We start from the raw sequence: 23,624 nt of genomic DNA on the forward strand, positions 1-23,624 counted from the left end.
AAATAAAAGTAAAAGATCCCTACTCTTTAAAAAAATCTTTAGAGGATGAGCCAAGATATTCTGCTTTTAACTGCTCTTGTTGCAGTTATTATAATGGGTTCTGCAATGTGCTCAGGGATAGAAGCAGCATTGTTAGCAGTTAACCCATTACGCGTGCATGAGCTCGCCAGGAGAAAGCCCAAAATACTTGGAGCTAGAAGATTAGAAAAATTACGCCACAGAATTGGGAGGACTTTAACTGTAGTAACAATTGCAAATAACAGTTTCAATATTTTTGGAAGTTTGATGGTGGGTAGCTACGCAACTTACATATTTCAAGATCGAATCGGAAATGTAAAGCCCATATTTTTTGTTGGCCTAACTATTCTTGTTTTACTTCTTGGAGAAATTGTTCCCAAAGCTCTCGGCACAAGACTTGCATTACAAATCAGTTTAACAAGCGCTCCTGTCCTTGATTTCTTAAGTATAGTTATGCGTCCATTGCTAATAATTCTTGAACGTCTACTACCAATTATCACTGCCAAGAGCGAGCTAACAACAGACGAAGAAGAGATAAGACAGATGGCTAGACTTGGATCTCAAATAGGTCAAATAGAAGCTGATGAGGCTGCAATGATATCCAAAGTTTTCCAACTTAATGATCTGACTGCTAAAGATTTGATGACTCCACGAGTTGCGGCTCCCACACTTCCAGGAAGAGTTTCTTTGCAATCTGTTAAATCAAACTTGTTAGAAAATAATGCAACATGGTGGGTAGTATTAGGAGAAGAAGTAGACAAGGTTGTTGGGGTTGCTAATCGTGAAAAGTTATTAGCCTCTTTACTTCAAGGAGACTCTCATTTAACTCCTTATGATCTAAGCGAGAATGTAGAGTTTGTACCTGAAATGATTCGAGTAGATAGACTACTGCTTGGTTTTAATGAAGATAAAAATGGAGTCAGGGTTGTAGTTGATGAGTTTGGTGGCTTTGTTGGTTTAATAGGAGCAGAAGCTGTCTTAGCAGTTTTAGCTGGTTGGTGGAGGAAATCAAATAAATGATGAACCAAAGAGATATAACTAAAAAATGCAAGATTTTAGTTGGTCAATGGAAAGAAAAGTTAAATCTCACGAATTACGAGAAAACAAAATTTGAAGACACTTTAAATCAACTTGATTTTCAAATAAATAAATTAGAAAAAAAAGTACTACAGATATCAGTGCATGGTCGAGTAGGTGTTGGCAAATCAAGCTTATTAAATGCATTAATTGAAAAGCATATATTTCCAACTGATATAATTAACGGTAATACAAAAACCAGTAAATGTTATAAATGGGGCAAGAGCTTTAAAGGCTTAAATAAAGTTGAGCTAATAGACTCTCCAGGCACAGATGAAATAAATAATTCTAATAATGAAGAAATAAATTTTAATTATGTCTTAGATTCAGATTTGATTCTTTATGTAATTGATAGTGATATAACGAGAGTCGATTTGAACTCCATTGAGGATCTGTTAAGGAATAACAAACCTCTGCTAATAGTCTTAAATCGTTGTGATCAATGGAATATAAGAGAAACAAAATTAATACTCTCAAGTGTTCACAGAAAATTATCCTTTTGCAAACAAAAGGTTAAGATTGCTTTAGTATCGTCATCCCCAAGGGAAGCAAAAATAAAACCGGACGGAACAGTTAGAAGTGAACAAACAACGCCTAAAGTTGATATCCTCAAAAACGAACTTAAAGATATTATCGACAAAAGTGGGGAATTTTTTCTTTGTATAAATACTTTAAGAATTGCAGACCAATTCTACAAATTACTTAAGGAGAATCGACTACTGAAAAAGAAAAAAGAAGCGCAATCTTTAATCGGCAGATATGCAACTTTAAAAGCCTCAGGGGTAGCAGTTAATCCCTTCTTAATGATTGACCTTATTACCGGTCTAGCTTTTGATAGTTCTCTTATTATTCAACTAAGTAAATTATATGGGTTAGAAGTAGGTGGTCCCACCGCCAGACAACTAGTAAAAAAGCTTAGTCTCCAAAATTCATTACTAGGGGGAGCACAGATAGGAATACAAATTACTTTAAATATTTTCAAGCATATTCTGATCCTTGCGGCACCTCTTACTGGAGGATTAAGCCTTGCGCCAACTGCTCCTATAGCCTTAGCTCAAGCAGCTCTTGCTATCTATACGACAAAACTTATAGGTCGTCTCGCCGCTTATAAATTTCTAATGGGGACAAATAGAAATGATGGAAGGCCTCGATTAATGTTGAACTATCTTCTCAAAAACAACTCAGACTTAAGAATAATGCTTGGTGACTTTAAATTTCTTACATCAAGTACGGAAAAAAATAAAAATTATTTGTTGCCATGAAAGCAAAAATTAATTCAATAGCTTTATTTGGGACAAGTGCTGATCCACCCACTCTAGGTCACGAGGCCTTATTGGGTGAATTAATAAAAATCTTCCCAAAAGTTATAACCTGGGCAAGTGATAACCCTGATAAAAAGCATCAAATTCCACTTTTGAAAAGGACCCAGCTTTTAAGAATTCTGGTAAAAAAAATCTCACATCCTAAATTAGAGCTAGTTCAAGAATTGAGTAGCCCTAGGACAATTCATACTCTAAAAAAAGCTTTCCAACTATGGCCTGAAGCAAGTTTTAGTTTTGTAATTGGCAGTGATTTAGCTGTTCAAGTTCCAAAGTGGCTTAATGCCAAGTCTATTCTCAATAAAGCAACAATAGCGATTGCGATGAGGGATGGATGGCCAATTAGAGATAATCAATTAGAAGAGATTAAAAATCTTGGAGGTGAAATTGATCTATTGCCTTTTAATATACCTGAATCATCAAGTTCAAAATTTAGAGAGAGACCTCAAGAAGTTCTTGTCCCTAAAGAGCTTGTCCCCTTACTACTTGAAGAGAATCTATACGGAATAGCAGATAACACATAATGAAATTAGCATTAGCCCAACTCAATCCAATCATTGGAGATCTCGAGGGTAATGCCGAGAATATATTTGAAGTGTGCAAAGAGATCAAAGACAAGGAGGTGGATCTAGTCATAACACCTGAGCTTTCTTTGATCGGCTACCCCCCAAAAGACTTATTATTTAACCCACTGCTTTATAAAGACGAAAAAGATGTCCTAAACAAATTAAGCGAAAGAATAAGTAAGCTTAGTCAAAACTTTTCTATATTAATTGGTATCGCAGAACCAACTCCAGACATAGAAGTTCCTAAACTCTATAATTCAGTTGTTATTTTGGAAAAGGGTACTTGGAGAATCGTAGCGAGGAAGCAACTCCTTCCCACGTACGATGTGTTTGATGAAAAACGTTATTTTCGTTCGGCAGAGAAAAGTAGTGTTTTAAATTTTAATTACCAAGAAAAACTTTGGAAGATAGGAATAACTATTTGTGAAGATTTATGGGTTGAGCAAAATCTTCAAAAGGAAAAGATCCTCGGAGAAGATCCTATAAGATCCCTAGAAAAAGAAAAATTAGATTTACTTATAAATCTCTCAGCTTCTCCATTTATTGAATCAAAAAATTTATTACGCCAACGAATAGCGGCCAAAGCAGCTATTCGTCTTTCATGTCCGGTGGTCTATGTCAATCAAGTGGGAGGGAATGATGAGCTAATCTTTGACGGTTCTAGTTTTGCTCTTAATAAAAAAGGCAAATTACAATACGAACTTCCTGCCTTCAAAGAGTCAGTTGGTCTTTTTGATATATCTTCTCTTACACAACAACCTTCGATATCTAGTAAATATCCAGTTTCACAAGAAGTTCTTTTCAGAGCTTTAGTACTTGGAGTTAAAGATTATGCAAGAAAATGTAATTTCAATAGTGCCATTGTTGGATTAAGTGGTGGTATCGACTCAGCTCTAGTAGCCCTTATTGCAGTAGCAGCTTTAGGCAACTCTAAAGTTCATGCAATTTTAATGCCATCTCCATGGAGTTCACTAGGATCTATAAAAGATGCCACGACATTAGCTAATCGACTTGGAATAAATCATCAAAAGATTCCTATCTCTAATGTAATGAATAGTTTTAACGATGTTTTATCGAATACAACATGCGGGATACCAACCGATATCACAGCTGAAAATCTACAATCTCGTATTAGGGGCACAATATTGATGGCTCTAGCAAATCAAAAAAATCATTTACTTCTTTCTACAGGAAATAAATCAGAACTGGCCGTAGGATATTGCACCCTCTATGGAGATATGAATGGAGGCTTATCTGTAATTGGAGATCTTTATAAAACAAGCGTATTTGATTTATGTAATTGGATAGATAGTGAGTCGTCATCCAGTTGTAGAAATGATTTCTTTCTACCTAAAACCAGAGAAATCATAGGTTCTGAAATAAGAAATAAGCCTCCCAGTGCTGAATTAAGCCCAGAACAATTAGATAGCGACTCTTTGCCAGATTATTCTATTCTTGATCCAATACTTAAAGGATTGATTGAACAGCACTTGCCAACAAAAGTTTTAATAGAAAAAGGATTTGATGAAAAGATTGTCCATAAAGTCGCCAATTTGTTAAAGAACGCCGAATTCAAACGTTATCAAGCACCTCCTTTATTGAAAATAAGCAATCAAGCTTTTGGAAGTGGGTGGAAAAAACCAATAGCTTCAAGATAAGTCCTTAAAATTACTTTATTCGTCATTCATTTCCTTCAAGCAATCAATTGGTCTTCGCAGAGACTTAATATTAATCCCATGACGTAAAGCTGTTATTAGTCCTGCAGCCTCTACATAATTCTCAGCATACAAAATATTTTTATGTTTATCACCACTTACGGAATCTAGCCTCATCTTTGTGGAATTAACATTTAATACTCCCTGATTAGAAACTATTATCAAAGGAATAAATCTTTCGATGCAAGACAAAACCGCTTCGCCACCTAATGCGCCCTGTGGAACAACAACTGCTCCTAAATCCCTATTACTTAATAAAGTTTTCAACTGTAAAAAAGTATTTTCTTTGGTTTTCATAGATGACTTACAAATCAGATCGGGTGCACGACTAAGACCAACTAAAACACTTTGCAAAAATGTATATCCTATCTCCTCTCCCGAGGTTCGAGGATCAAGATCATAATCAATTGGCAAGGGGGGCAACCCCGGTGCATGTGCACATGGAATCAATAAATGTTTTACAAGAAGATGACTTATTACAGCTTCGACCCCCGCAATAATATCAACACCTTTACCTTGTCGATAAAGTTTAGTTTCTAGTTCCTCGCTATCATCAGGGAAGCGAGTTATCACAGCAATTGCTGTTGCACCAGCTTTCTTAAGTTTTTCAGCTCCTCTCAAAAGGACATCTGGTTCTTCGATATTTCCCCAACTTGAACCACTTAAACCTTTTTTCAGATTAATTCGGACAGCTCTTTCAGTAGTAATCACAGGGCCAATATCTAACCCCAAGCTTGCCACACAGCCATCAGCAACTTGTAAATGTCTTTTCTTTAAATCAGACTCTAAGCCAGCATCTAATAATAAACCTACTTTTTGTTGCCTTACTGGTTTTAAAAATACTTCTCCAGCGGCAAAAAGATTTAAACTATATCCTTCTACATAGTGGATACAAGTATCTGACCAATATAAAGATCCACCATTCAGAACATTAGGATGAGTTATTAAACAGTCACTAGCAGAAGCCAATAATCTTGCAGCAGGGATTGCATCCCCTGCATATCCACCGACATTGCAACCAATTCCAGCAGGTATAATCATTAATGTTGGCAAAGGTCCAGCGTTAGTCATTAAATATTCAATTCAGGAATAATAGGTTTACCCTTATCTTGATAAATAATCAACACAACTTCGACCGATATTATCTTGATTTTTTTTTCAGGATGATTAGTAATGGAAGTAATGGCCCACCTAAGTGGTTCACCATACTCCATTAACTTAAATAAAATATATTTTTTCAAGTCAAACAAACTTACTTCAGAAGGCCAATCAAGGTCCAATTCTGTAAATTCAAGATTCACTTTATTTATTACTTATACATTGACAATTCGTAAAGACAGGGATAGATAAGCAACTATGCTGCTGCTCCACCGACAACTTCTAAAATTTCTTGCGTAATTGCCGCTTGTCTAGCCTTGTTATAATCAACCGTAAGATTTTTAGCCAATTCCTTAGCATTATCACTAGCGTTATTCATTGCAGTCATTCTGCTCGCCAATTCTGAAGCAGCAGACTCTTGTAATGCTCGTAATAATTGATTCTGTAAATAAAGAGGTAAAAGAGCATTCAAAAGCTGATCGGGACTTTGTTCAAAAACAATATCCGATGGTAGTTTCGGCTCTTCATTAGAAGGAGCAGCATCTTTCTCAATAATTAGTTGACTATCTTTTGTAGTTAATCTAAAAATTTCGTCTTCTGAATCTGCTATTCCTTGAGGATCTAGAGGCAGAAGAGTTTGAATTGTTGGATTACAACTAACCAAACTTACAAACTTAGTAAAAATGACTTCTACTCTGTCAGTACTTTCAGAGAGAAATTCTGCTAATACTTCACTAGTTATGGATGCAGCATCCTCAGAAGTCGGGACTTGCTCTAATTCTTTAAAAGTAGCTCTTATATTGTAAAGACTAGATCTATTCTCGAAATATCCTATTGCTTTCTTGCCAATTAAAACTAGATCGGGACTATATCCTTGTCCTTTTAATTCGGCATAGCGCTTCTCTGTTCGTTTGATTATATTTGCATTGTACCCCCCACATAATCCTCTGTCCCCAGTGACAGCCAGGAGAGTAATTGTCTTAACTTCACGCTTATTTAACAGAGGAGAGTCAGCTGCTTCAAACTGCATTCTTGATTGAATATTTTCTAAAACCCTTGCCAATCTGTCAGCAAAAGGTCTGCTCCTTAAGACCTGATCCTGTGCTCTGCGAACTTTCGCAGCAGCAACAAGTCTCATTGCTTCTGTGATTTTCCTTGTGTTTTTGACAGATACAATTCTGTCTCTTATGTCTTTTAGGTTAGCCATAGGTAATTCTCTCTTAGATAGCCTTTGTGTTTAAGCCGCAAGCATGGAGGATTTAACCTCGTTAATAGCGTCTTTAAGCATTGATTCAGATGCTTCACTTAAAACTTTTTCAGAGAGAATATTTTTAATGAAATCAGCCTTATTTGTTTTTAGATAATCACGCAATTCACGAGCAAACTTTGTCACTTCTTCCTCAGGCACCTCATCAATCAATCCTTTAACACCTGCATAAACAATAGCTACTTGCTCAGCCAAGTTCAAGGGGTCGAACTGAGGTTGTTTAAGAAGTTCTCTTAGTCTTTTTCCTCTACCTAATTGCTTTTGTGTAGCCTCATCAAGATCTGAAGCAAATTGAGAGAATGCCGCAAGTTCATCAAACTGAGCTAGTTCAAGTTTCAACGTACCCGCAATTTTTTTAATGGCTTTTGTTTGCGCAGCCCCTCCTACTCGACTAACAGATATACCAACGTTAATTGCAGGTCTTAAACCGGAGTTAAATAAATCTGAGCTCAAGAAAATCTGACCGTCAGTAATTGAAATAACATTTGTTGGGATGTATGCAGATACGTCACCAGCCTGGGTTTCAATAATAGGCAAAGAGGTCATTGATCCTGCACCCATTGCATCAGAAAGTTTTGCAGCCCTCTCAAGTAAACGACTATGGCAATAAAAAACATCTCCAGGATATGCTTCACGTCCTGGTGGACGACGTAAAAGTAATGACATTTGCCTGTACGCCTGAGCTTGCTTAGTTAGATCATCGTATATAACTAGTGTCGCCTTACCTTGATACATAAAGTGCTCAGCAATTGCGGCACCTGTATAAGGAGCTAAATATTGCAAAGCAGCAGCTTCAGATGCTCCGGCATTAACAATAATTGTATAATCCAAAGCTCCTTTTTCTTTAAGAACTTCAACCACATTTGCCACTGATGCTTGTTTTTGACCAACCGCTACATAAACACAAATAACATCTTGACCTTTTTGGTTGATGATTGTATCGATTGCTATTGCAGTCTTCCCTGTTTGTCGATCTCCAATAATCAACTCCCTCTGACCTCTTCCAATAGGGATCATCGCATCAATAGATGTGATCCCAGTTTGCATAGGCTCATGTACTGACTTTCTCTTAATAATTCCAGGTGCTATTGACTCAATTAATCTTGAGTCAGTTGTAGCCATCTCTCCTTTCCCATCGATTTGCTGTCCAAGAGGATTAACAACTCTTCCGAGCATTGCCTCACCAACTGGGACTGCGGCAATCTTTCCAGTTGCTTTAACTGTACTTCCCTCTTGTACTCCTAAAGCTTCACCCATCAAAACGACACCAACATTGTCATCTTCAAGGTTTAAAGCAATCCCCTCTGTTCCATCTTCGAATTCAACTAGTTCACCTGCCATAACCTTTTCGAGGCCATAAACTCTTGCGATACCATCACCGATTTGTAAAACGGTACCTACATTGCTTACAGATACTGACTTATCGTAATCAGCAATCTGCTGTTTAAGGATTGAACTGATCTCGTCGGGACGTATAGAAACCATGGGATTAACTTAAAGTTGGGGAAGAAGAAAAAGAGGAAGAAGGGGAGAAAGTCAGGAGAGAATTAGCTGACTTTGGCCAAAGCAAGACCAAGTCTTCTGACTTGCCCTGCGATGCTGGCATCAATGACCTTTGATCCAACATTGACCACAAAGCCACCAAGTAATTCGGAGTCGACTTTGAGATCGATTTCCAAATTATCTGTACCAGCTATAGATTGTACTTTCTTGAGTAGCTCAGATTGTTGATCTTCATTTAGCGCTGAAGCAGAAGTAATAGTTGCTAGAGCAATATTTCTTTGTTCTCGATAGATTTCTAATAATCTTTCAAGAACAGAATTCAACAATCCTATTCTTTGTCGATCTGCCAAAAGTTTTAAAAGATTTAAGAAAGATGGAGTGACTTGACTAGAGAAAAGCTTTTCTAAAGCGGCTTTCTTTTGATTAACCTCTAAAACTGGTGATGACATCGCATCACTAAATTCAGGGCAAGAATTCCAAAGTTCTAAAATAGACTTAGCTTGTGTAACTACTTCATCCACCTCGTTGCGGCTCTCTGCTACTTGAAGGAACGCTTCAGCATATGGAGTAGTTATTGTATTAAGTAGTGGCATTAGTTGTCTCCAATATTTTTAATTGACTGTTTAAGAAAATTATCTTGAGTATTTGAATCTAACTTTTTAGGAAGCGTTGCTAATGCTTTTTCAATAGCAAGTTCTGCAGCCTCTTTTCTTAATTGGGCAGTCACCCTTGCAGCTTCAGCACTTAAGTCAGAAGCAGCTCCTTGTTTAATTCTTGCCATTTCTTCAACAGTTCTTTTTTCACTCTCAAGACGAATTGCTTCTGCTCTAACTTTGCAATCATTTCTGATTTTGTCAGCTTTTTGCTTAGCTGATGAAAGATCATCTTTTGCTTGTGAAAGAGAATCTTGTGCTTGTGCTAAACGCTCTTCTGCTTCTTTCAAGTCAGAAAGAATTGTAGTTCTTCTCTTTTCAAGGATTTTTCCTAAAAAGCCTGGTAAGAACTTGTAGAGGCCAAAGACAACAACGGCTAAGTTGATGATGTTGGTCTCAAAAATATTTAAATTAAGGCCAAAGCCTTCGGAAGCGAAAATTAAAGGAGTCATTTTTTTGCCAAGAGTCTTTCAATAATCAAATCACCAAGATTGTCAGCCTCGCTTTTGAGTTGATTAAGAGCTTCATCTCTTTGAGAATCAATCTCACGCCTAGCTTTCTCTCTCGATGCATTTGCCTCTGAAGTAGCAAGAGCAAGTGCTTCTTTATAAAGATTCTCAGAGTCCTGCTCTGCCTCAAGAATCACCTTCTGTGCTTCAAGACGAGCCTCTTTGAGCTGATCTTTGAGTTCAGTCTCAAGTAGTTCAACCTCAGCGATTTTTTTCTTTGCTTCTGCCCTACTTTTATTTACATAATTCTCTCTTTCTTCAACTACCCGTCCAACAGGTTTGAAGAAAAGAGCATTTAGTATGAAAGTAAGCAATACAACCTGAACCGCCATAAGCGGAAGAGTTGCATCGAAATCAAACAGACCTCCCTCAGAGGCACCAAACAAAAACAAAGTTGGCATTAGCTAGGGGTGCAAGAATTTAAACGAGCCAGATAAAGGCAATTGAAATTTGCTAAAGAATTTTCAAATATTGGGGCTGAAAGTTAATCAATTTGAATGAATTCTGCAATCAGCCCTTTTTTGAAAATATTTAGCCAGCAAAAGGGTTAGCGAAAAGAAGCACCAATGCAACCACAAGGCCATAGATGGTAAGTGATTCCATGAAAGCGAAAGAAAGAAGCAAAGTACCTCTGATTTTTCCCTCAGCTTCTGGTTGGCGGGCTATACCCTCTACTGCTCCTTGTGCAGCACTACCCTGACCGATACCAGGGCCTATTGCGCCAAGGCCTACAGCTAAACCAGCTGCAACAACTGATGCGGCGGTGGTAATGGAATCCATAATTCTGCTAAAGATGTGTAGCGCTTTAAACGCTTATAAAGTTGTGATCGGGAGTTTATACCTGCGAGGGGTGCATCTCATAGTTCTTGAGATGATACTGAAAGAATTTCAGGCCTAAAAGCAGGAAATTTGCCATTAAAAAGTTAATTCAGTAGCAAAATATTTTGATTAATGATGCTCTTCGACTGCTTCCCCGATGTAATAGGCAGCAAGAGTTGCAAAAATCAGAGCTTGAATAGCACTAGTAAACAAGCCTAGAAACATAACAGGAACTGGTAGAACAAGTGGTACTAAAAAGACAAGTACCGCTACAACAAGTTCATCTGCCAAAATGTTTCCAAATAAACGGAAAGAGAGAGATAGAGGCTTAGTAAAATCTTCTACAATTTTGAATGGGAGCATTATTGGCGTTGGGTGTACGTAGTACTCGAAGTAACGCAAACCTTTATTGCTCAAACCCGCATAGAAATATGAGAGAGATACCAGTAGTGCTAAAGCAACAGTTGTATTTATGTCAGCTGTAGGAGCCCCAAGTTCACCACTTGGGAGTTTGATCAGCTTCCACGGAACTAATGCCCCGCCCCAATTGCTCACAAAAATGAACAGAAAGAGGGTTCCGATGAAAGGCATCCAATCTCTATAAACCTTTTCACCAATTTGTGTTCTTGCAAGATCACGTATGTAATCCCAAAGAAATTCCAAAAGGTTCTGAACACCCCTTGGATCACGTTCCATTTTTTTAGTCCCAATGACCACTAAGGCAAGCAAAGCGCCTATAAGAAGCCATGAAGTCATAAAGACTTGGCCGTGAATTCTAAAATTTCCAATTTGCCAATAGAGTTGTTGACCAACTTCTAATTCAGCGAAAGGAAAAACAAATGGCAAAAAACCCATTATCTGGAAGTTTAGGTTGCGTAGAAAATAAAAGCCAAACAAACAAAACTTAAAAATTTGATTTCTAAATAAGCCCTACGGCATAGATAGAAACTGAATAATTAACGCTGGTTTATAAAGCAAAAATCCTAATAAAGCCGGAATCAAATCAAGTTGAGGAAATCTAGAAGATACCAAAACCAAAAGAACCGGAACTAATAACTGGACTTTACCGACGATTTTTGATGAAGTACCTAACCTTCCAATTCCGCGAGCAAGCAAGCGAAAATAAAAAATTCCTGATAAAGCACCAATAAATAGGCTTGCGCCAGCTTGGATTCCCCAAAAGAAACCTGCTATGCCAACAGAAAAAATAGTCAATAAAAAAGCCAGACGGAATACTCGAAATTGAAGTTCAAGATATTCGTCTGATTTGACTCCGGACGATAAATCCGATGAATCAAAATCCAGTAGAGGATCATGACTTGAGCAATTTTCAACAGTCTCAGATGCCACAAAAATTCCTCTTATTTGAGTTCATCAGTGATAGCGAGAAGTTGTTTGAAATCAAGACACCTAAGCTCTCTGCAAAGGCCCGCGGAATCTATCACGAGACTTGCATCAAAACAAAAAAAATTTATCAATAAAATTGAAAAGTTAGCTAATTTTATAACTTGAGCAAGAATTTTCAGTATAATTCTAAGTCTTAAAATTTAAATCAATAGATAATCTATATTAAAAATTTAATGCTGATGACATGACATTTTATAACTAGAGATTCATCTGTTTTTTTTATTTTGTCTCTAAAAACTAACAATTAATTACATTTAGAGACTTGGCAAGATGGCAATTAAGCGGCTCAATGGTTTATAAGCAAAAGATCCTTTGAGTAATATTTCGAATAAAAAAATTCATTCAAAACCCAGAAGGAAAAATACTTATGAATCAAAAGATTATCTAGATAATCTATTAAGCAACAAGATACTTCCATTGCATTGGTCTTTTTGGCCCAAGGAAGGGCGTTTGATAATGGGATTATTTGTTTTTTGGAGCATATCGGGAATCTTTATTCTTGGATCAGCTAGTTGGTGGGTAGCTATTAGAGAGATGGGTGAAGGTGCTTATTACATAAAAAGACAACTCATTTGGCTGGTCGCGAGTTGGAGTATTTTCTACCTAGCAATAAATATCAATCTTAAAAATTGGCTTAAAATATCAGGACCATGCCTTTTTATAGGTATGGTCCTGATTGCATCAACAAGCTTTTTCGGTAGTACCGTTAATGGTTCTACTAGATGGTTGATTATCGGCCCAGTCCAAATTCAACCATCTGAGTTAATCAAACCTTTCATCATTCTCCAAAGTGCAAAGCTTTTTGGTCAATGGGAAAGAATAAATTCAGAAAAAAAAATTTTTTGGTTAACTATTTTTGCATCTATTATTTTATTAATTATAAAGCAGCCAAATTTAAGTACAGCTGCATTAATCGGGATATTACTTTGGATGATTGCATTAGCATCCGGTATTAACTTCAGATATCTTTTTAACACTGCTATATCAGGCTTTTTTATTGGTGCAACAAGTATTTTTTTTAATGACTATCAACAAAGTCGCGTCATGTCATTTATAGACCCTTGGAAAGATCCACAAGGGAGTGGATATCAATTAATTCAGAGTCTTTATGCTATTGGTTCAGGTGGTCTATTTGGGGAAGGTTATGGTCTTTCAATGCAAAAATTACAATACTTACCCTACAGGAGTACTGATTTTATATTTGCTGTTTTTGCTGAAGAATTTGGCTTCTTTGGATCAATTTTACTTTTATTATTTTTGCTTGTAGTTGCATATTTAACCCTGAAAATATCTCTTAATTGTAGAAATAATTATTCTAAACTAATCTCTATGGGATCAGGTACTATTCTTGTTGGCCAATCAATTATGCACATAGCAGTTTCATCAGGAGCAATGCCTACAACTGGTCTTCCCTTCCCTATGATTAGCTATGGGGGAAACTCATTGATTTCAAGCTTTTTAATAGCGGCCCTATTGGTCAGATCGTCTATTGAATCTTCAGAGTTATTAATTAAAAATGCCTCAAATAGACTTCTAACTAGATAATCTGGGTAAGACTTAGAGTGACAAATCTCTTTTTGAACATTTTTTCTACAAGTTTAATCTTCTCTGATTTGACTCGTCATGGCGAGCATTTAATTAACAATGGACTCAATAATCCAACCCCCCTAACAATTCTGATAGTTTTCACGGGAGGACTTTTGACTAGCTTGGGTCCCTGTTCATTGTCACTTTTGCCAATCACAGTTGCATATTTAGCTGGATTTAAAAATAACCAAAACCCATTACAAAAAACGATTAGTTTCTGCGGCGGTATAGTTATATCACTTGTGGTATTAGGAAGTCTAAGCGGTTTTTTAGGAAAAATTTATGGTCAATTACCAGGTTTCTTTTCAATATTCATTAGTTTTCTAGCAATAATTATGGGTCTTAATCTCCTTGGGATTCTTAAATTCTCACTTCCATCTGGTCCTGACCCTGAAATTTGGAAAAATCAAGTTCCTCCCGCATTCGCACCAGTTTCAGCAGGTTTTGCTTTTGGATTAGCCTCCTCACCTTGCACTACTCCTGTTCTTGCAGTTCTTCTAGCCTGGGTTGCTAAACAAGGAAATCCTCTTAGTGGCACAATTTTTCTTGGAAGTTTTGCAATTGGACAGATTGTGCCTTTATTTGTAGCAGGTACCTTTGCAGCAAGTATTCCAAAATTATTATCTTTACGACCTATTGGGGAATGGGTCCCGCCAATAAGTGGAGTAATTTTGTTAACCGTAGGTCTTGTAAGCCTTATTTCTATTTGGATATAAAATAGATGAAAAAAATCAGCCAAGTTTTAAACTGGCTTTCTAGCTTAAAAATTGCGATATTACTATTACTAATAATAGCTATTGCATGTGCAACTGGGACTTTAATACCACAACAAGAATCAGATCAATTCTATTACGAGAATTTCAATAAGAATCCTTTTCTTGGAATAATTAATGGAAATATATTACTACTTTTTGAATTCAACCATGTTTATACAAGTGTTTGGTTTTTATTCTTACTTATTTGGCTTGGTTTAGCTCTTGCAGTTTGTAGTTTTAGAAGACAATTACCGATACTTAAATCAGCATTAAAGTGGGTAGATTATAAATCACCTCGCCAAATAGCAAAACTTTCTATTGCTCAAACAATAGTGACTAATAATTATTCGGAGCACTTAGAAAAAATTAAAATTAATTTAAAAAAAAAAGGTTGGAATATAAAAGAAAAAGATGGAAGGATAGCGGCTCGTCAAGGAGTAATTGGTAGATTAGGACCTATATTAATTCATCTAGGAATGATCCTATTAATGATAGGGGCAACATACGGATCATTAAATGGGAAAACCATAGAAAAATTTCTAGCCCCTGGCAGATCAATAGATTTATTAAACAATAATAAAGAGAAAGGCTTAACTATTGAATTGCAAAAGTTTAAAATCGAAAGAGACCCTCAAGGAAGAGCTGAGCAGTATAAGTCTGTAGTCAATATTAATGAGCCAGATGGAAATAATCAATCAAAAGAAATTAGTGTTAATCATCCTTTAAGATACCAAGGCCTAACATTATATCAAGCCGACTGGGCTTTGGCAGCCATTACTATTCAAATAAATAATAGCCCGAAATTACAAATTCCAATAGAAGCTATTCCTGAACTAGGTGAACAAGTTTGGGGTACCATTATACCGACACAAAAAGATGGTAAAGACCCAATCTTAGTAACCGTAGATAGTGAACTAGGACCAGTAAATATTTTTGATAATGATGGTACATTACTTACAACCTTAAATATAAATAAGGAAGCAAAAATAAAAGAGATTTCAATAAAGATAATAAATATAATTCCAAGTAGTGGATTACTATTAAAGCATGATCCTGGGGTTCCTCTTGTATATACAAGTTTTGCTATAATAATTATTGGTGGTTCACTTAGTATTATTTCAACTAAGAAAATCTGGGTCTTACATGAAAAGGAAAAATCTAGGATTTATATAGGTGGATTAAGCAACAGAAATCTATCTGGTCTTTCAAAAGAATTGCCAAGTTTAATTAGTTTCTTAGAGAGTTAGCTCTAAATTATTTCTTTTCCCATGACAGACTCTAATGATTGTATGAACATTACCTCTAGGATTAAAATCAGCCTCTAATTGCATCCACTTAGGATCAGAAACTTCAACAAAGTCGTCGATTATTTTATTAGTCACTTCTTCATGAGATATTTTCTTTTCTCGAAAGCCATTTAAATAAAGTTTAATTGCTTTTAACTCTATAACCATAGTATTTGGTTGATATTTAATTCTCAAAGTTGCAAAATCAGGATAACCCGAGAAAGGACATTTACATGTAAATTCAGGGAAATCTATTGAAATTTCATAATCTCTATTACTATTTGGATTTGGGAAACAATTTAAGCGCCCATTCTCTATTTCTCTCTCCCCATACATAACTTTTTCATTGATGTCTTTTTCTTGTCTAATCACAATTTATTTGCATTTAAAACTCACACTACAGATAAATTCTATTAAAAATTGAAACTTTAAATAAATTTTTCTAATCAAAAAGTTACGGAATGATGGCAAAAAGCTGTTTTGTATCATTGGGTACAAAACTAATTACAGCTATCCCCCTTAATAGATAAAAATAAAGGTTTTACATGGACATAAGTCTTTTTGAAAAACAAAATGGAACTCAAATAGAACCAAAAAGCGTGCATGGACTCCTTTGGCTACAAACCCATTTTGAATCTGAACATTGGGAATCAATAAGTAATGGTCTGGTTATAATTCCTACCAAAGATGCAGAAATGCTTTGTGGAGATGCAGTAATTGCTGGTCTAAATGTAAATTTCATCAATTCTCTAACTCAAACGAACAAAATCTAATAAAAACTATCTAAGATCCTAGAAGTTACATAAAAGCGATATGAAAAAGATAGAGGCAATAATCCGCCCATTTAAATTGGAGGATGTAAAAATTGCATTAGTAAATGCAGGTATAGTTGGCATGACAGTAAGCGAGGTAAGAGGGTTTGGGAGACAGAAAGGACAAGTCGAGAGATATAGAGGTTCAGAGTTCACTGTTGAGTTTCTTCAAAAGCTCAAAATTGAGGTAGTAGTTCCTGATGAAAAATCTGAAATTGTTTTAAAAGCTATTGCTGATGCAGCTAAGACAGGAGAGATCGGAGATGGAAAAATTTTTGTTAGTCCAGTTGATTCTGTTGTGCGAATCAGAACGGGCGACAGAAACGAAACAGCTCTTTAAACCAAAAAATTCAAAAGCTTAAAACATTCAACAATTTTTCGATTTCAATACCTCCCTCAACTTCATCACCCATCCAAAGAAGATATTCTTGATTTCCAGCAGGACCCTTTAAAGGTGATGCAATCAATCCTTTTGGGTACCACCCATATTTTTTAGATTCGTTTGCTACCCCTTCTATAGCCTCAGCATGCAGTGAATGATCACGAACCACCCCCCCCTTGCCCACTTTATCTTTGCCAACCTCAAATTGAGGTTTCACTAATACAAGCAACTCAGATCGGTTAGATTTAAGAAGAGATTTAATACTGGGGAAAACAATTTTAAGAGAGATAAAAGATAAGTCTGCAACTGCGAAGTTTGGTATTGGGTCTCCATCATTGAATAATTTTTCAGGAGTTAAATGCCTAATATTAGTACGTTCCAAAAGAACCACTCTTGGATCATTTCTTATACTCCATGCCGTCTGACCATAACCAACATCAACTCCATAAACCTTTGCCGCTCCATGCTGCAAAAGACAATCTGTAAAACCACCAGTTGAAATCCCAGCATCTAAACAAACCCTATTCTTAATATCTAGTGGGAATTGATTAAAAGCTTCAGCCAACTTTTCACCCCCTCTAGATACATATCTCAAGGACTGCGTAACTTTTATCTCAAGATCTTTTAAAACTTCTTGGCCTGGTTTATCAAGAACCTGACCGTTGATTGTTTTAACTTTGCCAGCTCTGATGAGCTTCTGAGCCTCTTGACGTGTTTTTACCAACCCTTTAGTCAGCAAGTGAAGATCTAATCGCGATTTTTTAGTCATTTGTTTACAAAAACAAACAGGAAACGGAACAAAAACCGCAGAACTAGTGCTTATCCTCTTTTTCAATAGAGAATCTATTTAACTGACCAAAGGTTTTGTCTAAAAAGCTCAGGCATCCAACAAATGAAAATGAGCTATCTTGCCATGGTCATTTTCATCTAACCTCAAAAAAACAAACTAGAGAAGTGCTTGAACTTCTACCTCCAGGAAGTTTTGCAATATTTTCAAATCATCCAAATGATTTGCCTCCCTTTCAAGTGATTGATTGCAAAGGAGGAAGATGCAGGGTAAGACAACAAGCTTGGGGAAGATATGTCCATTGGGAAGTTGAACACAATAGACTCAAGTCAGCTTGACCTTGAGGATCTAAATTAATAGTACCCTTTAACTTTGTAGCACTTTGATTGAGCGTTACACAAACCCAGAGATGGGAAATATTTGGTCTGATCAAGCCAAATACCAAACATGGCTTGATGTTGAAATTGCCGCATGTGAGGCTAATTGCAAATCAGGGAAAATCCCTAAAAGTGCAATGGAAACGATTCGAACAAAGGCAAGTTTCAATCCAGAACGCATCCTCGAAATAGAAGAGGAAGTTCGCCATGACGTAATTGCCTTTCTAACAAATGTAAATGAATATGTTGGGGATGCTGGCCGTTACATTCACGTGGGAATGACCAGTAGTGATGTTCTTGATACTGGACTTGCGCTTCAATTAAAGTCATCAGTCAAGCTTTTAACAAAAGAGCTTTTATTACTTGAAGAAGCTATTAGAGATTTAGCAAGGCAGCATAAGAAAACCGTAATGATTGGACGTTCTCATGCGATTCATGGAGAACCTATTACTTTTGGATTCAAGTTAGCGGGATGGCTAGCTGAAACTCTCAGAAACAAAGAAAGGCTAAACAATCTTGAGAAAGACATTTCAGTTGGGCAAATTAGCGGGGCCATGGGTACTTATGCGAATACTGATCCAGAAATAGAAAGAATGACCTGCGAACTTTTGGAGCTTGAGTGTGATACTGCTAGCACTCAAGTTATCTCAAGAGATAGACATGCTAATTATGTACAGATTCTTGCTTTAATCGGATCTTCCTTAGATCGTTTTTCTACAGAAATTAGAAATCTTCAAAGAACTGATGTTCTTGAAGTAGAGGAAAACTTTGCTAAAGGCCAAAAAGGAAGCTCTGCAATGCCCCATAAAAGAAATCCAATACGGAGTGAGAGAGTAAGTGGTCTTTCCAGAGTTTTAAGAAGCTATGTAGTTGCAGCCCTGGAAAATGTAGCTCTATGGCATGAAAGAGACATAAGCCACAGTTCCAATGAAAGATTAATGCTGCCAGACACATCCATTACTCTTCATTTTATGATCACAGAAATGACGGCAATTATTAAAGGGCTTGGGGTTTATCCAGATAATATGCTGAAAAATTTGAACATTTATGGAGGAGTAGTTTTTAGTCAAAGAGTTCTTTTGGCTTTAGTTGAGAATGGAATGAGTCGGGAAGATTCTTATCGACTAGTACAAAAAAATGCTCATTCAGCGTGGAATCAAAACGAAGGAAATTTCAAAAAAAACCTTGAGAATGATCCAGAAGTAATGAATAGTCTCTCAACAGAAAAACTTTCAGACTGTTTTTCAACCGAATTACATCAGTCCAATTTGAGAGTTATTTGGGAAAGGCTTGGTATTTAACTTTAAAAGCTGAATCAATTAATATCAGTGAATGCACTCTAAAAAAGGAATAGAACTATATTTAACTAAAATCCATAGTTAAATATAGTTCTATTCCATAGGAAACTCAAAAATTCTCAACCCAAGATCAATGCACAATATGAAACGACTCGAGAAAGATAGCTTAGGTTCGATTGATGTCCCCAAGGATGCGCTATGGGGAGCTCAAACTCAACGATCAATATTAAATTTCGCTATTGGTGATGAGGTCATACCACTCGAGATTATTCATGCAATTGCTCAAATAAAAGCCTCTGCTGCTCAAGTGAATAATCATCTAGGTCTAATAAATAAAGAAACCACACAATTTATTACCGAAGCAAGTCTAGAAATTATTGAAGGGAAACATAATGATCAATTCCCTGTAAAAGTTTGGCAAACAGGAAGTGGTACTCAAACCAATATGAACGTCAATGAGGTGATATGTAATATAGCCTCAAAAAGTATAAATAATCCGTTAGGTAGTCATGATCCAATACATCCCAATGATCATGTGAATTGCTCTCAATCAACAAACGATGTTTTTCCAGCTGCAATCCAAATAGCCACAGTAGTCACCTTAAAAGACACATTAATACCTGAATTAAAAAACCTCATTGATGTATTCCATAAAAAAAGTAAAGAATGGAAAGATATTATAAAAATAGGACGTACTCATCTTCAAGATGCAGTACCACTAACTCTTGGCCAAGAAGTCTCTGCTTGGGCTGCTCAATTAGAAACCGCTTTAAGACGCATTGAAGTCAACATCGAGGAACTTTTTCCACTTCCACTTGGAGGAACCGCTATTGGTACAGGGCTTAATACTCCTAAGAATTTCGATAATTTAATTGCTCTTGACATAGCTAAAAAAACAAATCTACCTTTTGAAACTGCAGATAATAAATTTGCCATCATGGCTAGTCATGATGGTCTTGTAAATATAATGTCTCAACTAAAATTACTAGCCGTCACTTTTCTCAAAATTGTTAATGACCTTCGACTTTTATCTTGTGGCCCAAGAGCTGGATTATCAGAACTACAGCTTCCAGCCAATGAACCTGGCAGTTCAATAATGCCTGGGAAAATAAATCCTACTCAATGCGAAGCCATGGCAATGGTATGTACGCAAATAATTGGCATGGACACCTCAGTATCGATCGCAGGGAGTGGAGGGCATCTACAAATGAATGTCTATAAGCCACTGATTGGCTACAACATTATAAAAAGCATCAACCTTATTCAAAATGCATGTAGGAGTTGCAGAGAGAATATGATTGAAGGTATTCAACCTAATAAAGCAAAAATCAAACAATATCTAGACAATTCTTTGATGTTGGTAACCGCTTTATCTCCATCAATAGGATACGAAAAAGCAAGTAAGATAGCACAATTAGCCCATGAAAAGAATCTAAGTCTAAGACAAGCTTCCAGCCAATTAAATTATCTTGATCAAGAAGAATTTGATAATCTCATTACTCCAAAATCGATGATAGGAAGTGACTGAAAAAAGTTATTTAATCTCAATTATGTCTTTCAGTCGCTGGATTAGTAAGTTCATGATTTATTTCTTTTGCTTGATTAATATCTTCAGCTTCACAAACTGGGAATCTATCCATTAGTTTCATCGCTGCCTTAGCATTATTTCTAAGTTGTCTACTCACAGCCTCGCAATAGGGAATCTGTGAAAGTAAATCATTTGTCCTTCTTAGAATTCTTACAACATCTCCCTCATCTAACGAAGTATTTGAAATTAGATCAGTCCAAGTACTTCCTCTAGCCCATGCTTCTACTAAGCCCATTAACTCTGAACTCCATAAGATAGGGATTTCTATACCAAATCGTTCTTGAACTCTAAACAATTCTCTTCGAATATTTGATAAATCATTAAATGCTTCGTCCGCAATTGCACTTGGAATAAATCCAGACCATAGATCAGGGCGATTGACTTCTGTCGCAATTGACTGAACAACTCCAGCTAATTCTGTTGGTGTTAGTTCATCAAGATGTCCACTCATCAAAGCCAAGCCCAACCATAACTCATTTTCACCTCTTAAGGATCCAATACTCCTGCCGATCTCTGTAGGGTTTAAATCGTCCAAGCATCCGAAGTGGTTTAGTACTTTAATTAGTGATAAGAAAGTTTCCCAGTGACGATTTGACCTGTCGTAGAGCATCTCCTCACGTTCATGTATTTCAATACCCAGTTCGTCCATTTTTCGTCTATGTTTCTTTAATTTTTTCTTATCCCCCCATCGATGAGCTGGCTGTATCAATAATTCATCCTCCAGAGATTTAACTAATTTAGCTTGAGATAAAACTTCACTAGCAAGATCATATTGAGCTGTTCTCATGTCATTTTTCTTAGCCAAATTCGAGATTATTGAAGCTATTTCATTGCTTAGTAAATCACCATGATGTATCTCTCCAATTCTACTAATTTTAGGAGTCGTGATATGTGATACGTCTAAGCAAGTCAAATCAGCATAAAGACTAACAACTTCCTTACAAGCAATGAGTATCCAAATATTTTCATCTGTTAAGCATAACAATTGAGCTTGTCTATCTCCTTTTTGAATTTTCTGAATAATGACTGCAGGTGTAACTTTTCCTCGCAATTGTGATGTCTTCAGACTTATGAGGGTTCCATTATTTGCAAATTCTAAGGCTAAGATCAATTCATTAGATAAGGTTTCTGCTGATTGTTTTTGCAGGATTTTTAATAATCTTCTTTCTTCCTTGAGATGACTTTTTATTTTCTCATATCTCTCAAAATCGGACCATGGTATGTCTTCTGAAAAAGTTTTATACTCTTTAAACTCCTCTTTTAATCTAGATAACTCTTCTTCTTCTTCAACTAAATCCAAGCTCGCCAAGTATCTACTAAAGCTTCTCTCTATCAATTCTTTTGATTTATCTAAGTCATAACGCTGTAATAGATTCAGCACCATGCCATAGCTGGGTGTGAATTGACTAATAAGTGGATCGGCTGGGCTTGTAGCCAATTGACCAGCTTCTCGAACCCCTTCGAATCGAGTCTGTAAAGTGACTACATAGCCTCTAGAGTCAAGGCCTCTTCTTCCGGCCCTACCAGCCATTTGCAAGAATTCACTCCCCATTAATTGACGATGTCCATTATCTGATCTCTTCGATAAAGTAGATATAATTGTACTTCTAGCCGGCATATTGATTCCTGCAGCTAAGGTTTCAGTTGCAAAAACAACCTTTATCAATCCTTCTTGAAATAATTCCTCAATCAACTCCTTCCAGGCAGGAAGAACTCCTGCATGATGAGATCCGATCCCATTAAATAAAGCTTTTATGTGTAAATCATCTCTCAAACCTTCTGAATTTAAAATTATAAATTTTTCAAATCGATCTTGAATTAATTTTCTTTCTTCTTGGTTGACTAAACAAGTGTTAGCTATTGTTTTCACAGCCTTGTCACAGCCACGACGACTAAATATGAAATAAATGGCGGGTAACATATTTCTTTCTGCCAGCTTCGATATCACAAAGCCCAGTGAAGGAGATTCAGGTTGAGTAGGCTTGGATAAACGTCCTCTCTTCTTATGTGATTTTATTGGGCGCCAAATTTTACAGTTTGGATGTAATCCAGTTCCTTTATCATTGAGTAATGGATGAAGTCCTTTGGCACTACAAAAATTGAATTCCAGGGGAACTGGTCTTAAATCACTAGATATCAAATCTGTAGGTCCATGAACTTGCTCAATCCAATCAGTTAATTGACCTGCATTGGCAACGGTTGCCGATAGAGCAACGAACTGAATTGATTTAGGGCAATGAATAATTGATTCCTCCCACACTGTCCCTCTATGCGCATCATTCATGTAATGGCATTCATCAAGAACAACAGTTTCTATATCAAGTAAAGGGTCATCATTTCTATCTGCTGCTGCATAAAGCATATTTCTAAAAATTTCAGTAGTCATAACAAGAATCGAAGCCTCTCTATTCAGGCTTAAATCACCTGTTAAAAGACCCACATTGTTTGAACCAAATTGATTTCTAAAGTCTCTTAGCTTTTGGTTAGATAAAGCTTTTAAAGGCGTTGTATAAAACACCTTACTTCCATGAGAAATCGCTCTATAAATTGCATACTCACCTATTAGTGTTTTTCCTGATCCTGTAGGGGCACTGACAACTACAGAGTGTCCTTGATTGAGTGAATCAATTGCTTTAAGTTGAAATTCATCCAATGCAAAAGGAAAGATCTCCTCTGGATTTAAATTGTTTTGGAGGATTTCGTTTTCAGACGTATCTCTTTCTGATGAATTCATTACTAAACCTTAGACGAATATTCTATGACCACATAATTTTTGACGTGGATAAGTAATGAAATCAAGA

Annotated in this window: 25 protein-coding genes; 12 read left to right on the forward strand and 13 right to left on the reverse strand. The window is 36.4% G+C overall.

Annotation, left to right across the window (positions count from 1 at the left end; genetic code table 11):
* Window positions 1–45: 45 nt before the first annotated feature.
* From EW15_RS08385 to EW15_RS08400, 4 genes are read left to right on the forward strand one after another with little or no spacing between them, the layout of a single operon-like run.
* Window positions 46–1,038 (forward strand): CNNM domain-containing protein, encoded by a 993-nt coding sequence (locus EW15_RS08385; protein ID WP_038654082.1) that lies wholly within the window; start codon window positions 46–48, stop codon window positions 1,036–1,038.
* Window positions 1,035–2,357, forward strand: coding sequence for a GTP-binding protein (locus EW15_RS08390; protein ID WP_038654084.1), 1,323 nt, complete (start codon window positions 1,035–1,037; stop codon window positions 2,355–2,357). Before EW15_RS08385 ends, EW15_RS08390 begins: the two co-directional genes overlap by 4 nt.
* Window positions 2,354–2,938: a nicotinate-nucleotide adenylyltransferase gene (locus tag EW15_RS08395; protein WP_038654086.1), complete on the forward strand. Its 585-nt coding sequence runs from the start codon at window positions 2,354–2,356 to the stop codon at window positions 2,936–2,938. Before EW15_RS08390 ends, EW15_RS08395 begins: the two co-directional genes overlap by 4 nt.
* Window positions 2,938–4,638 carry an NAD+ synthase gene (locus tag EW15_RS08400; RefSeq protein ID WP_038654088.1) on the forward strand — a complete coding sequence of 567 codons (1,701 nt, stop codon included), beginning with the start codon at window positions 2,938–2,940 and terminating at the stop codon, window positions 4,636–4,638. Before EW15_RS08395 ends, EW15_RS08400 begins: the two co-directional genes overlap by 1 nt.
* A gap of 15 nt (window positions 4,639–4,653) precedes the next feature.
* On the opposite strand, the gene EW15_RS08405 is transcribed toward EW15_RS08400, so the two are convergent.
* From EW15_RS08405 to EW15_RS08450, 10 genes are all read right to left on the reverse strand, one after another.
* Window positions 4,654–5,766: a DUF3326 domain-containing protein gene (locus EW15_RS08405; protein WP_038654090.1), complete on the reverse strand. Its 1,113-nt coding sequence runs from the start codon at window positions 5,764–5,766 to the stop codon at window positions 4,654–4,656.
* Window positions 5,766–5,996, reverse strand: a complete 231-nt coding sequence (locus EW15_RS08410) for a hypothetical protein (RefSeq protein WP_038654092.1) — start codon at window positions 5,994–5,996, stop codon at window positions 5,766–5,768. Before EW15_RS08410 ends, EW15_RS08405 begins: the two co-directional genes overlap by 1 nt.
* A gap of 53 nt (window positions 5,997–6,049) precedes the next feature.
* Window positions 6,050–7,000 carry a F0F1 ATP synthase subunit gamma gene (locus EW15_RS08415; RefSeq protein ID WP_038654093.1) on the reverse strand — a complete coding sequence of 317 codons (951 nt, stop codon included), beginning with the start codon at window positions 6,998–7,000 and terminating at the stop codon, window positions 6,050–6,052.
* 30 nt (window positions 7,001–7,030) lie between these two features.
* Complete coding sequence (gene atpA, locus EW15_RS08420) at window positions 7,031–8,545, reverse strand: F0F1 ATP synthase subunit alpha (RefSeq protein WP_038654094.1); 1,515 nt, start codon at window positions 8,543–8,545, stop codon at window positions 7,031–7,033.
* Between the two features lie 62 nt (window positions 8,546–8,607).
* Window positions 8,608–9,156, reverse strand: coding sequence for an ATP synthase F1 subunit delta (gene atpH, locus EW15_RS08425; protein WP_011824392.1), 549 nt, complete (start codon window positions 9,154–9,156; stop codon window positions 8,608–8,610).
* Complete coding sequence (locus tag EW15_RS08430; RefSeq protein ID WP_038654095.1) at window positions 9,156–9,668, reverse strand: F0F1 ATP synthase subunit B; 513 nt, start codon at window positions 9,666–9,668, stop codon at window positions 9,156–9,158. Before EW15_RS08430 ends, atpH begins: the two co-directional genes overlap by 1 nt.
* Window positions 9,665–10,126, reverse strand: a complete 462-nt coding sequence (locus EW15_RS08435) for a F0F1 ATP synthase subunit B' (protein WP_038654096.1) — start codon at window positions 10,124–10,126, stop codon at window positions 9,665–9,667. Before EW15_RS08435 ends, EW15_RS08430 begins: the two co-directional genes overlap by 4 nt.
* Window positions 10,127–10,256: 130 nt before the next feature.
* Window positions 10,257–10,505, reverse strand: coding sequence for an ATP synthase F0 subunit C (gene atpE, locus EW15_RS08440; RefSeq protein ID WP_011125758.1), 249 nt, complete (start codon window positions 10,503–10,505; stop codon window positions 10,257–10,259).
* A gap of 168 nt (window positions 10,506–10,673) precedes the next feature.
* Window positions 10,674–11,399 carry a F0F1 ATP synthase subunit A gene (atpB, locus tag EW15_RS08445; RefSeq protein ID WP_011295331.1) on the reverse strand — a complete coding sequence of 242 codons (726 nt, stop codon included), beginning with the start codon at window positions 11,397–11,399 and terminating at the stop codon, window positions 10,674–10,676.
* A 75-nt stretch (window positions 11,400–11,474) separates the two neighbouring features.
* Window positions 11,475–11,894, reverse strand: a complete 420-nt coding sequence (locus tag EW15_RS08450; protein ID WP_038654097.1) for an ATP synthase subunit I — start codon at window positions 11,892–11,894, stop codon at window positions 11,475–11,477.
* A gap of 369 nt (window positions 11,895–12,263) precedes the next feature.
* On the opposite strand from EW15_RS08450, the gene EW15_RS08455 reads away from it, so the two are divergent.
* From EW15_RS08455 to EW15_RS08465, 3 genes are read left to right on the forward strand one after another with little or no spacing between them, the layout of a single operon-like run.
* Complete coding sequence (locus EW15_RS08455; RefSeq protein ID WP_038654099.1) at window positions 12,264–13,496, forward strand: FtsW/RodA/SpoVE family cell cycle protein; 1,233 nt, start codon at window positions 12,264–12,266, stop codon at window positions 13,494–13,496.
* 17 nt (window positions 13,497–13,513) lie between these two features.
* Window positions 13,514–14,254: a cytochrome c biogenesis CcdA family protein gene (locus EW15_RS08460; RefSeq protein WP_081930469.1), complete on the forward strand. Its 741-nt coding sequence runs from the start codon at window positions 13,514–13,516 to the stop codon at window positions 14,252–14,254.
* A 5-nt stretch (window positions 14,255–14,259) separates the two neighbouring features.
* A complete protein-coding gene (locus EW15_RS08465; protein WP_038654100.1) occupies window positions 14,260–15,540 on the forward strand; it encodes a cytochrome c biogenesis protein ResB in 1,281 nt (426 codons plus the stop codon).
* On the opposite strand, the gene queF is transcribed toward EW15_RS08465, so the two are convergent.
* Window positions 15,529–15,930 (reverse strand): preQ(1) synthase, encoded by a 402-nt coding sequence (queF, locus tag EW15_RS08470; RefSeq protein WP_038655458.1) that lies wholly within the window; start codon window positions 15,928–15,930, stop codon window positions 15,529–15,531. The two genes, EW15_RS08465 and queF, sit on opposite strands and share 12 nt — an antisense overlap.
* Before the next feature lie 194 nt (window positions 15,931–16,124).
* Between queF and EW15_RS08475 the strand changes: the two genes are divergently transcribed.
* Together EW15_RS08475 and EW15_RS08480 are read left to right on the forward strand one after the other, a co-directional pair.
* Window positions 16,125–16,352, forward strand: a complete 228-nt coding sequence (locus EW15_RS08475; protein ID WP_038654101.1) for a hypothetical protein — start codon at window positions 16,125–16,127, stop codon at window positions 16,350–16,352.
* Between the two features lie 40 nt (window positions 16,353–16,392).
* Window positions 16,393–16,731: a P-II family nitrogen regulator gene (locus EW15_RS08480; protein WP_038654102.1), complete on the forward strand. Its 339-nt coding sequence runs from the start codon at window positions 16,393–16,395 to the stop codon at window positions 16,729–16,731.
* A 10-nt stretch (window positions 16,732–16,741) separates the two neighbouring features.
* On the opposite strand, the gene EW15_RS08485 is transcribed toward EW15_RS08480, so the two are convergent.
* The gene (locus EW15_RS08485) at window positions 16,742–17,542 is read right to left on the reverse strand and encodes a TlyA family RNA methyltransferase (protein ID WP_038655461.1); all 801 of its coding nucleotides are present in this window, start codon (window positions 17,540–17,542) and stop codon (window positions 16,742–16,744) included.
* A gap of 95 nt (window positions 17,543–17,637) precedes the next feature.
* Here EW15_RS08485 and EW15_RS08490 point away from each other — a divergent pair, with 95 nt between their 5' ends.
* The 3 genes from EW15_RS08490 to EW15_RS08500 all read left to right on the forward strand — a co-directional run bounded on the left by EW15_RS08490 (window position 17,638) and on the right by EW15_RS08500 (window position 20,763).
* The gene (locus EW15_RS08490) at window positions 17,638–17,898 is read left to right on the forward strand and encodes a hypothetical protein (protein WP_038654103.1); all 261 of its coding nucleotides are present in this window, start codon (window positions 17,638–17,640) and stop codon (window positions 17,896–17,898) included.
* 44 nt (window positions 17,899–17,942) lie between these two features.
* Entirely contained in the window at window positions 17,943–19,238 is a 1,296-nt protein-coding gene (gene purB, locus EW15_RS08495) for an adenylosuccinate lyase (protein ID WP_038654104.1), read from the forward strand.
* Window positions 19,239–19,368: 130 nt separating this feature from the next.
* Window positions 19,369–20,763 carry a class II fumarate hydratase gene (locus EW15_RS08500; RefSeq protein WP_038654111.1) on the forward strand — a complete coding sequence of 465 codons (1,395 nt, stop codon included), beginning with the start codon at window positions 19,369–19,371 and terminating at the stop codon, window positions 20,761–20,763.
* A gap of 16 nt (window positions 20,764–20,779) precedes the next feature.
* Here EW15_RS08500 and EW15_RS08505 read toward each other — a convergent pair whose 3' ends face one another.
* A complete protein-coding gene (locus EW15_RS08505; RefSeq protein WP_038654113.1) occupies window positions 20,780–23,557 on the reverse strand; it encodes an RNA helicase in 2,778 nt (925 codons plus the stop codon).
* Window positions 23,558–23,624 lie beyond the last annotated feature (67 nt).

Origin of the sequence: Prochlorococcus sp. MIT 0801 (genome assembly GCF_000757865.1) — a bacterium.
In the GTDB taxonomy this organism is placed as follows: Bacteria; Cyanobacteriota; Cyanobacteriia; order PCC-6307; family Cyanobiaceae; genus Prochlorococcus_B.

Coding starts and splice junctions, on each gene's coding strand:
- atpE (WP_011125758.1), bottom strand. CDS start 10,505: ATGGATTCCATTACCACCGCCGCATCAGTTGTTGCAGCTGGTTTAGCT.
- EW15_RS08435 (WP_038654096.1), bottom strand. CDS start 10,126: ATGCCAACTTTGTTTTTGTTTGGTGCCTCTGAGGGAGGTCTGTTTGAT.
- EW15_RS08430 (WP_038654095.1), bottom strand. CDS start 9,668: ATGACTCCTTTAATTTTCGCTTCCGAAGGCTTTGGCCTTAATTTAAAT.
- EW15_RS08415 (WP_038654093.1), bottom strand. CDS start 7,000: ATGGCTAACCTAAAAGACATAAGAGACAGAATTGTATCTGTCAAAAAC.
- atpH (WP_011824392.1), bottom strand. CDS start 9,156: ATGCCACTACTTAATACAATAACTACTCCATATGCTGAAGCGTTCCTT.
- EW15_RS08390 (WP_038654084.1), top strand. CDS start 1,035: ATGATGAACCAAAGAGATATAACTAAAAAATGCAAGATTTTAGTTGGT.
- EW15_RS08505 (WP_038654113.1), bottom strand. CDS start 23,557: ATGAATTCATCAGAAAGAGATACGTCTGAAAACGAAATCCTCCAAAAC.
- EW15_RS08475 (WP_038654101.1), top strand. CDS start 16,125: ATGGACATAAGTCTTTTTGAAAAACAAAATGGAACTCAAATAGAACCA.
- EW15_RS08465 (WP_038654100.1), top strand. CDS start 14,260: ATGAAAAAAATCAGCCAAGTTTTAAACTGGCTTTCTAGCTTAAAAATT.
- EW15_RS08395 (WP_038654086.1), top strand. CDS start 2,354: ATGAAAGCAAAAATTAATTCAATAGCTTTATTTGGGACAAGTGCTGAT.
- EW15_RS08500 (WP_038654111.1), top strand. CDS start 19,369: ATGCACAATATGAAACGACTCGAGAAAGATAGCTTAGGTTCGATTGAT.
- atpB (WP_011295331.1), bottom strand. CDS start 11,399: ATGGGTTTTTTGCCATTTGTTTTTCCTTTCGCTGAATTAGAAGTTGGT.
- EW15_RS08385 (WP_038654082.1), top strand. CDS start 46: ATGAGCCAAGATATTCTGCTTTTAACTGCTCTTGTTGCAGTTATTATA.
- EW15_RS08485 (WP_038655461.1), bottom strand. CDS start 17,542: ATGACTAAAAAATCGCGATTAGATCTTCACTTGCTGACTAAAGGGTTG.
- EW15_RS08405 (WP_038654090.1), bottom strand. CDS start 5,766: ATGACTAACGCTGGACCTTTGCCAACATTAATGATTATACCTGCTGGA.
- EW15_RS08480 (WP_038654102.1), top strand. CDS start 16,393: ATGAAAAAGATAGAGGCAATAATCCGCCCATTTAAATTGGAGGATGTA.
- atpA (WP_038654094.1), bottom strand. CDS start 8,545: ATGGTTTCTATACGTCCCGACGAGATCAGTTCAATCCTTAAACAGCAG.
- EW15_RS08400 (WP_038654088.1), top strand. CDS start 2,938: ATGAAATTAGCATTAGCCCAACTCAATCCAATCATTGGAGATCTCGAG.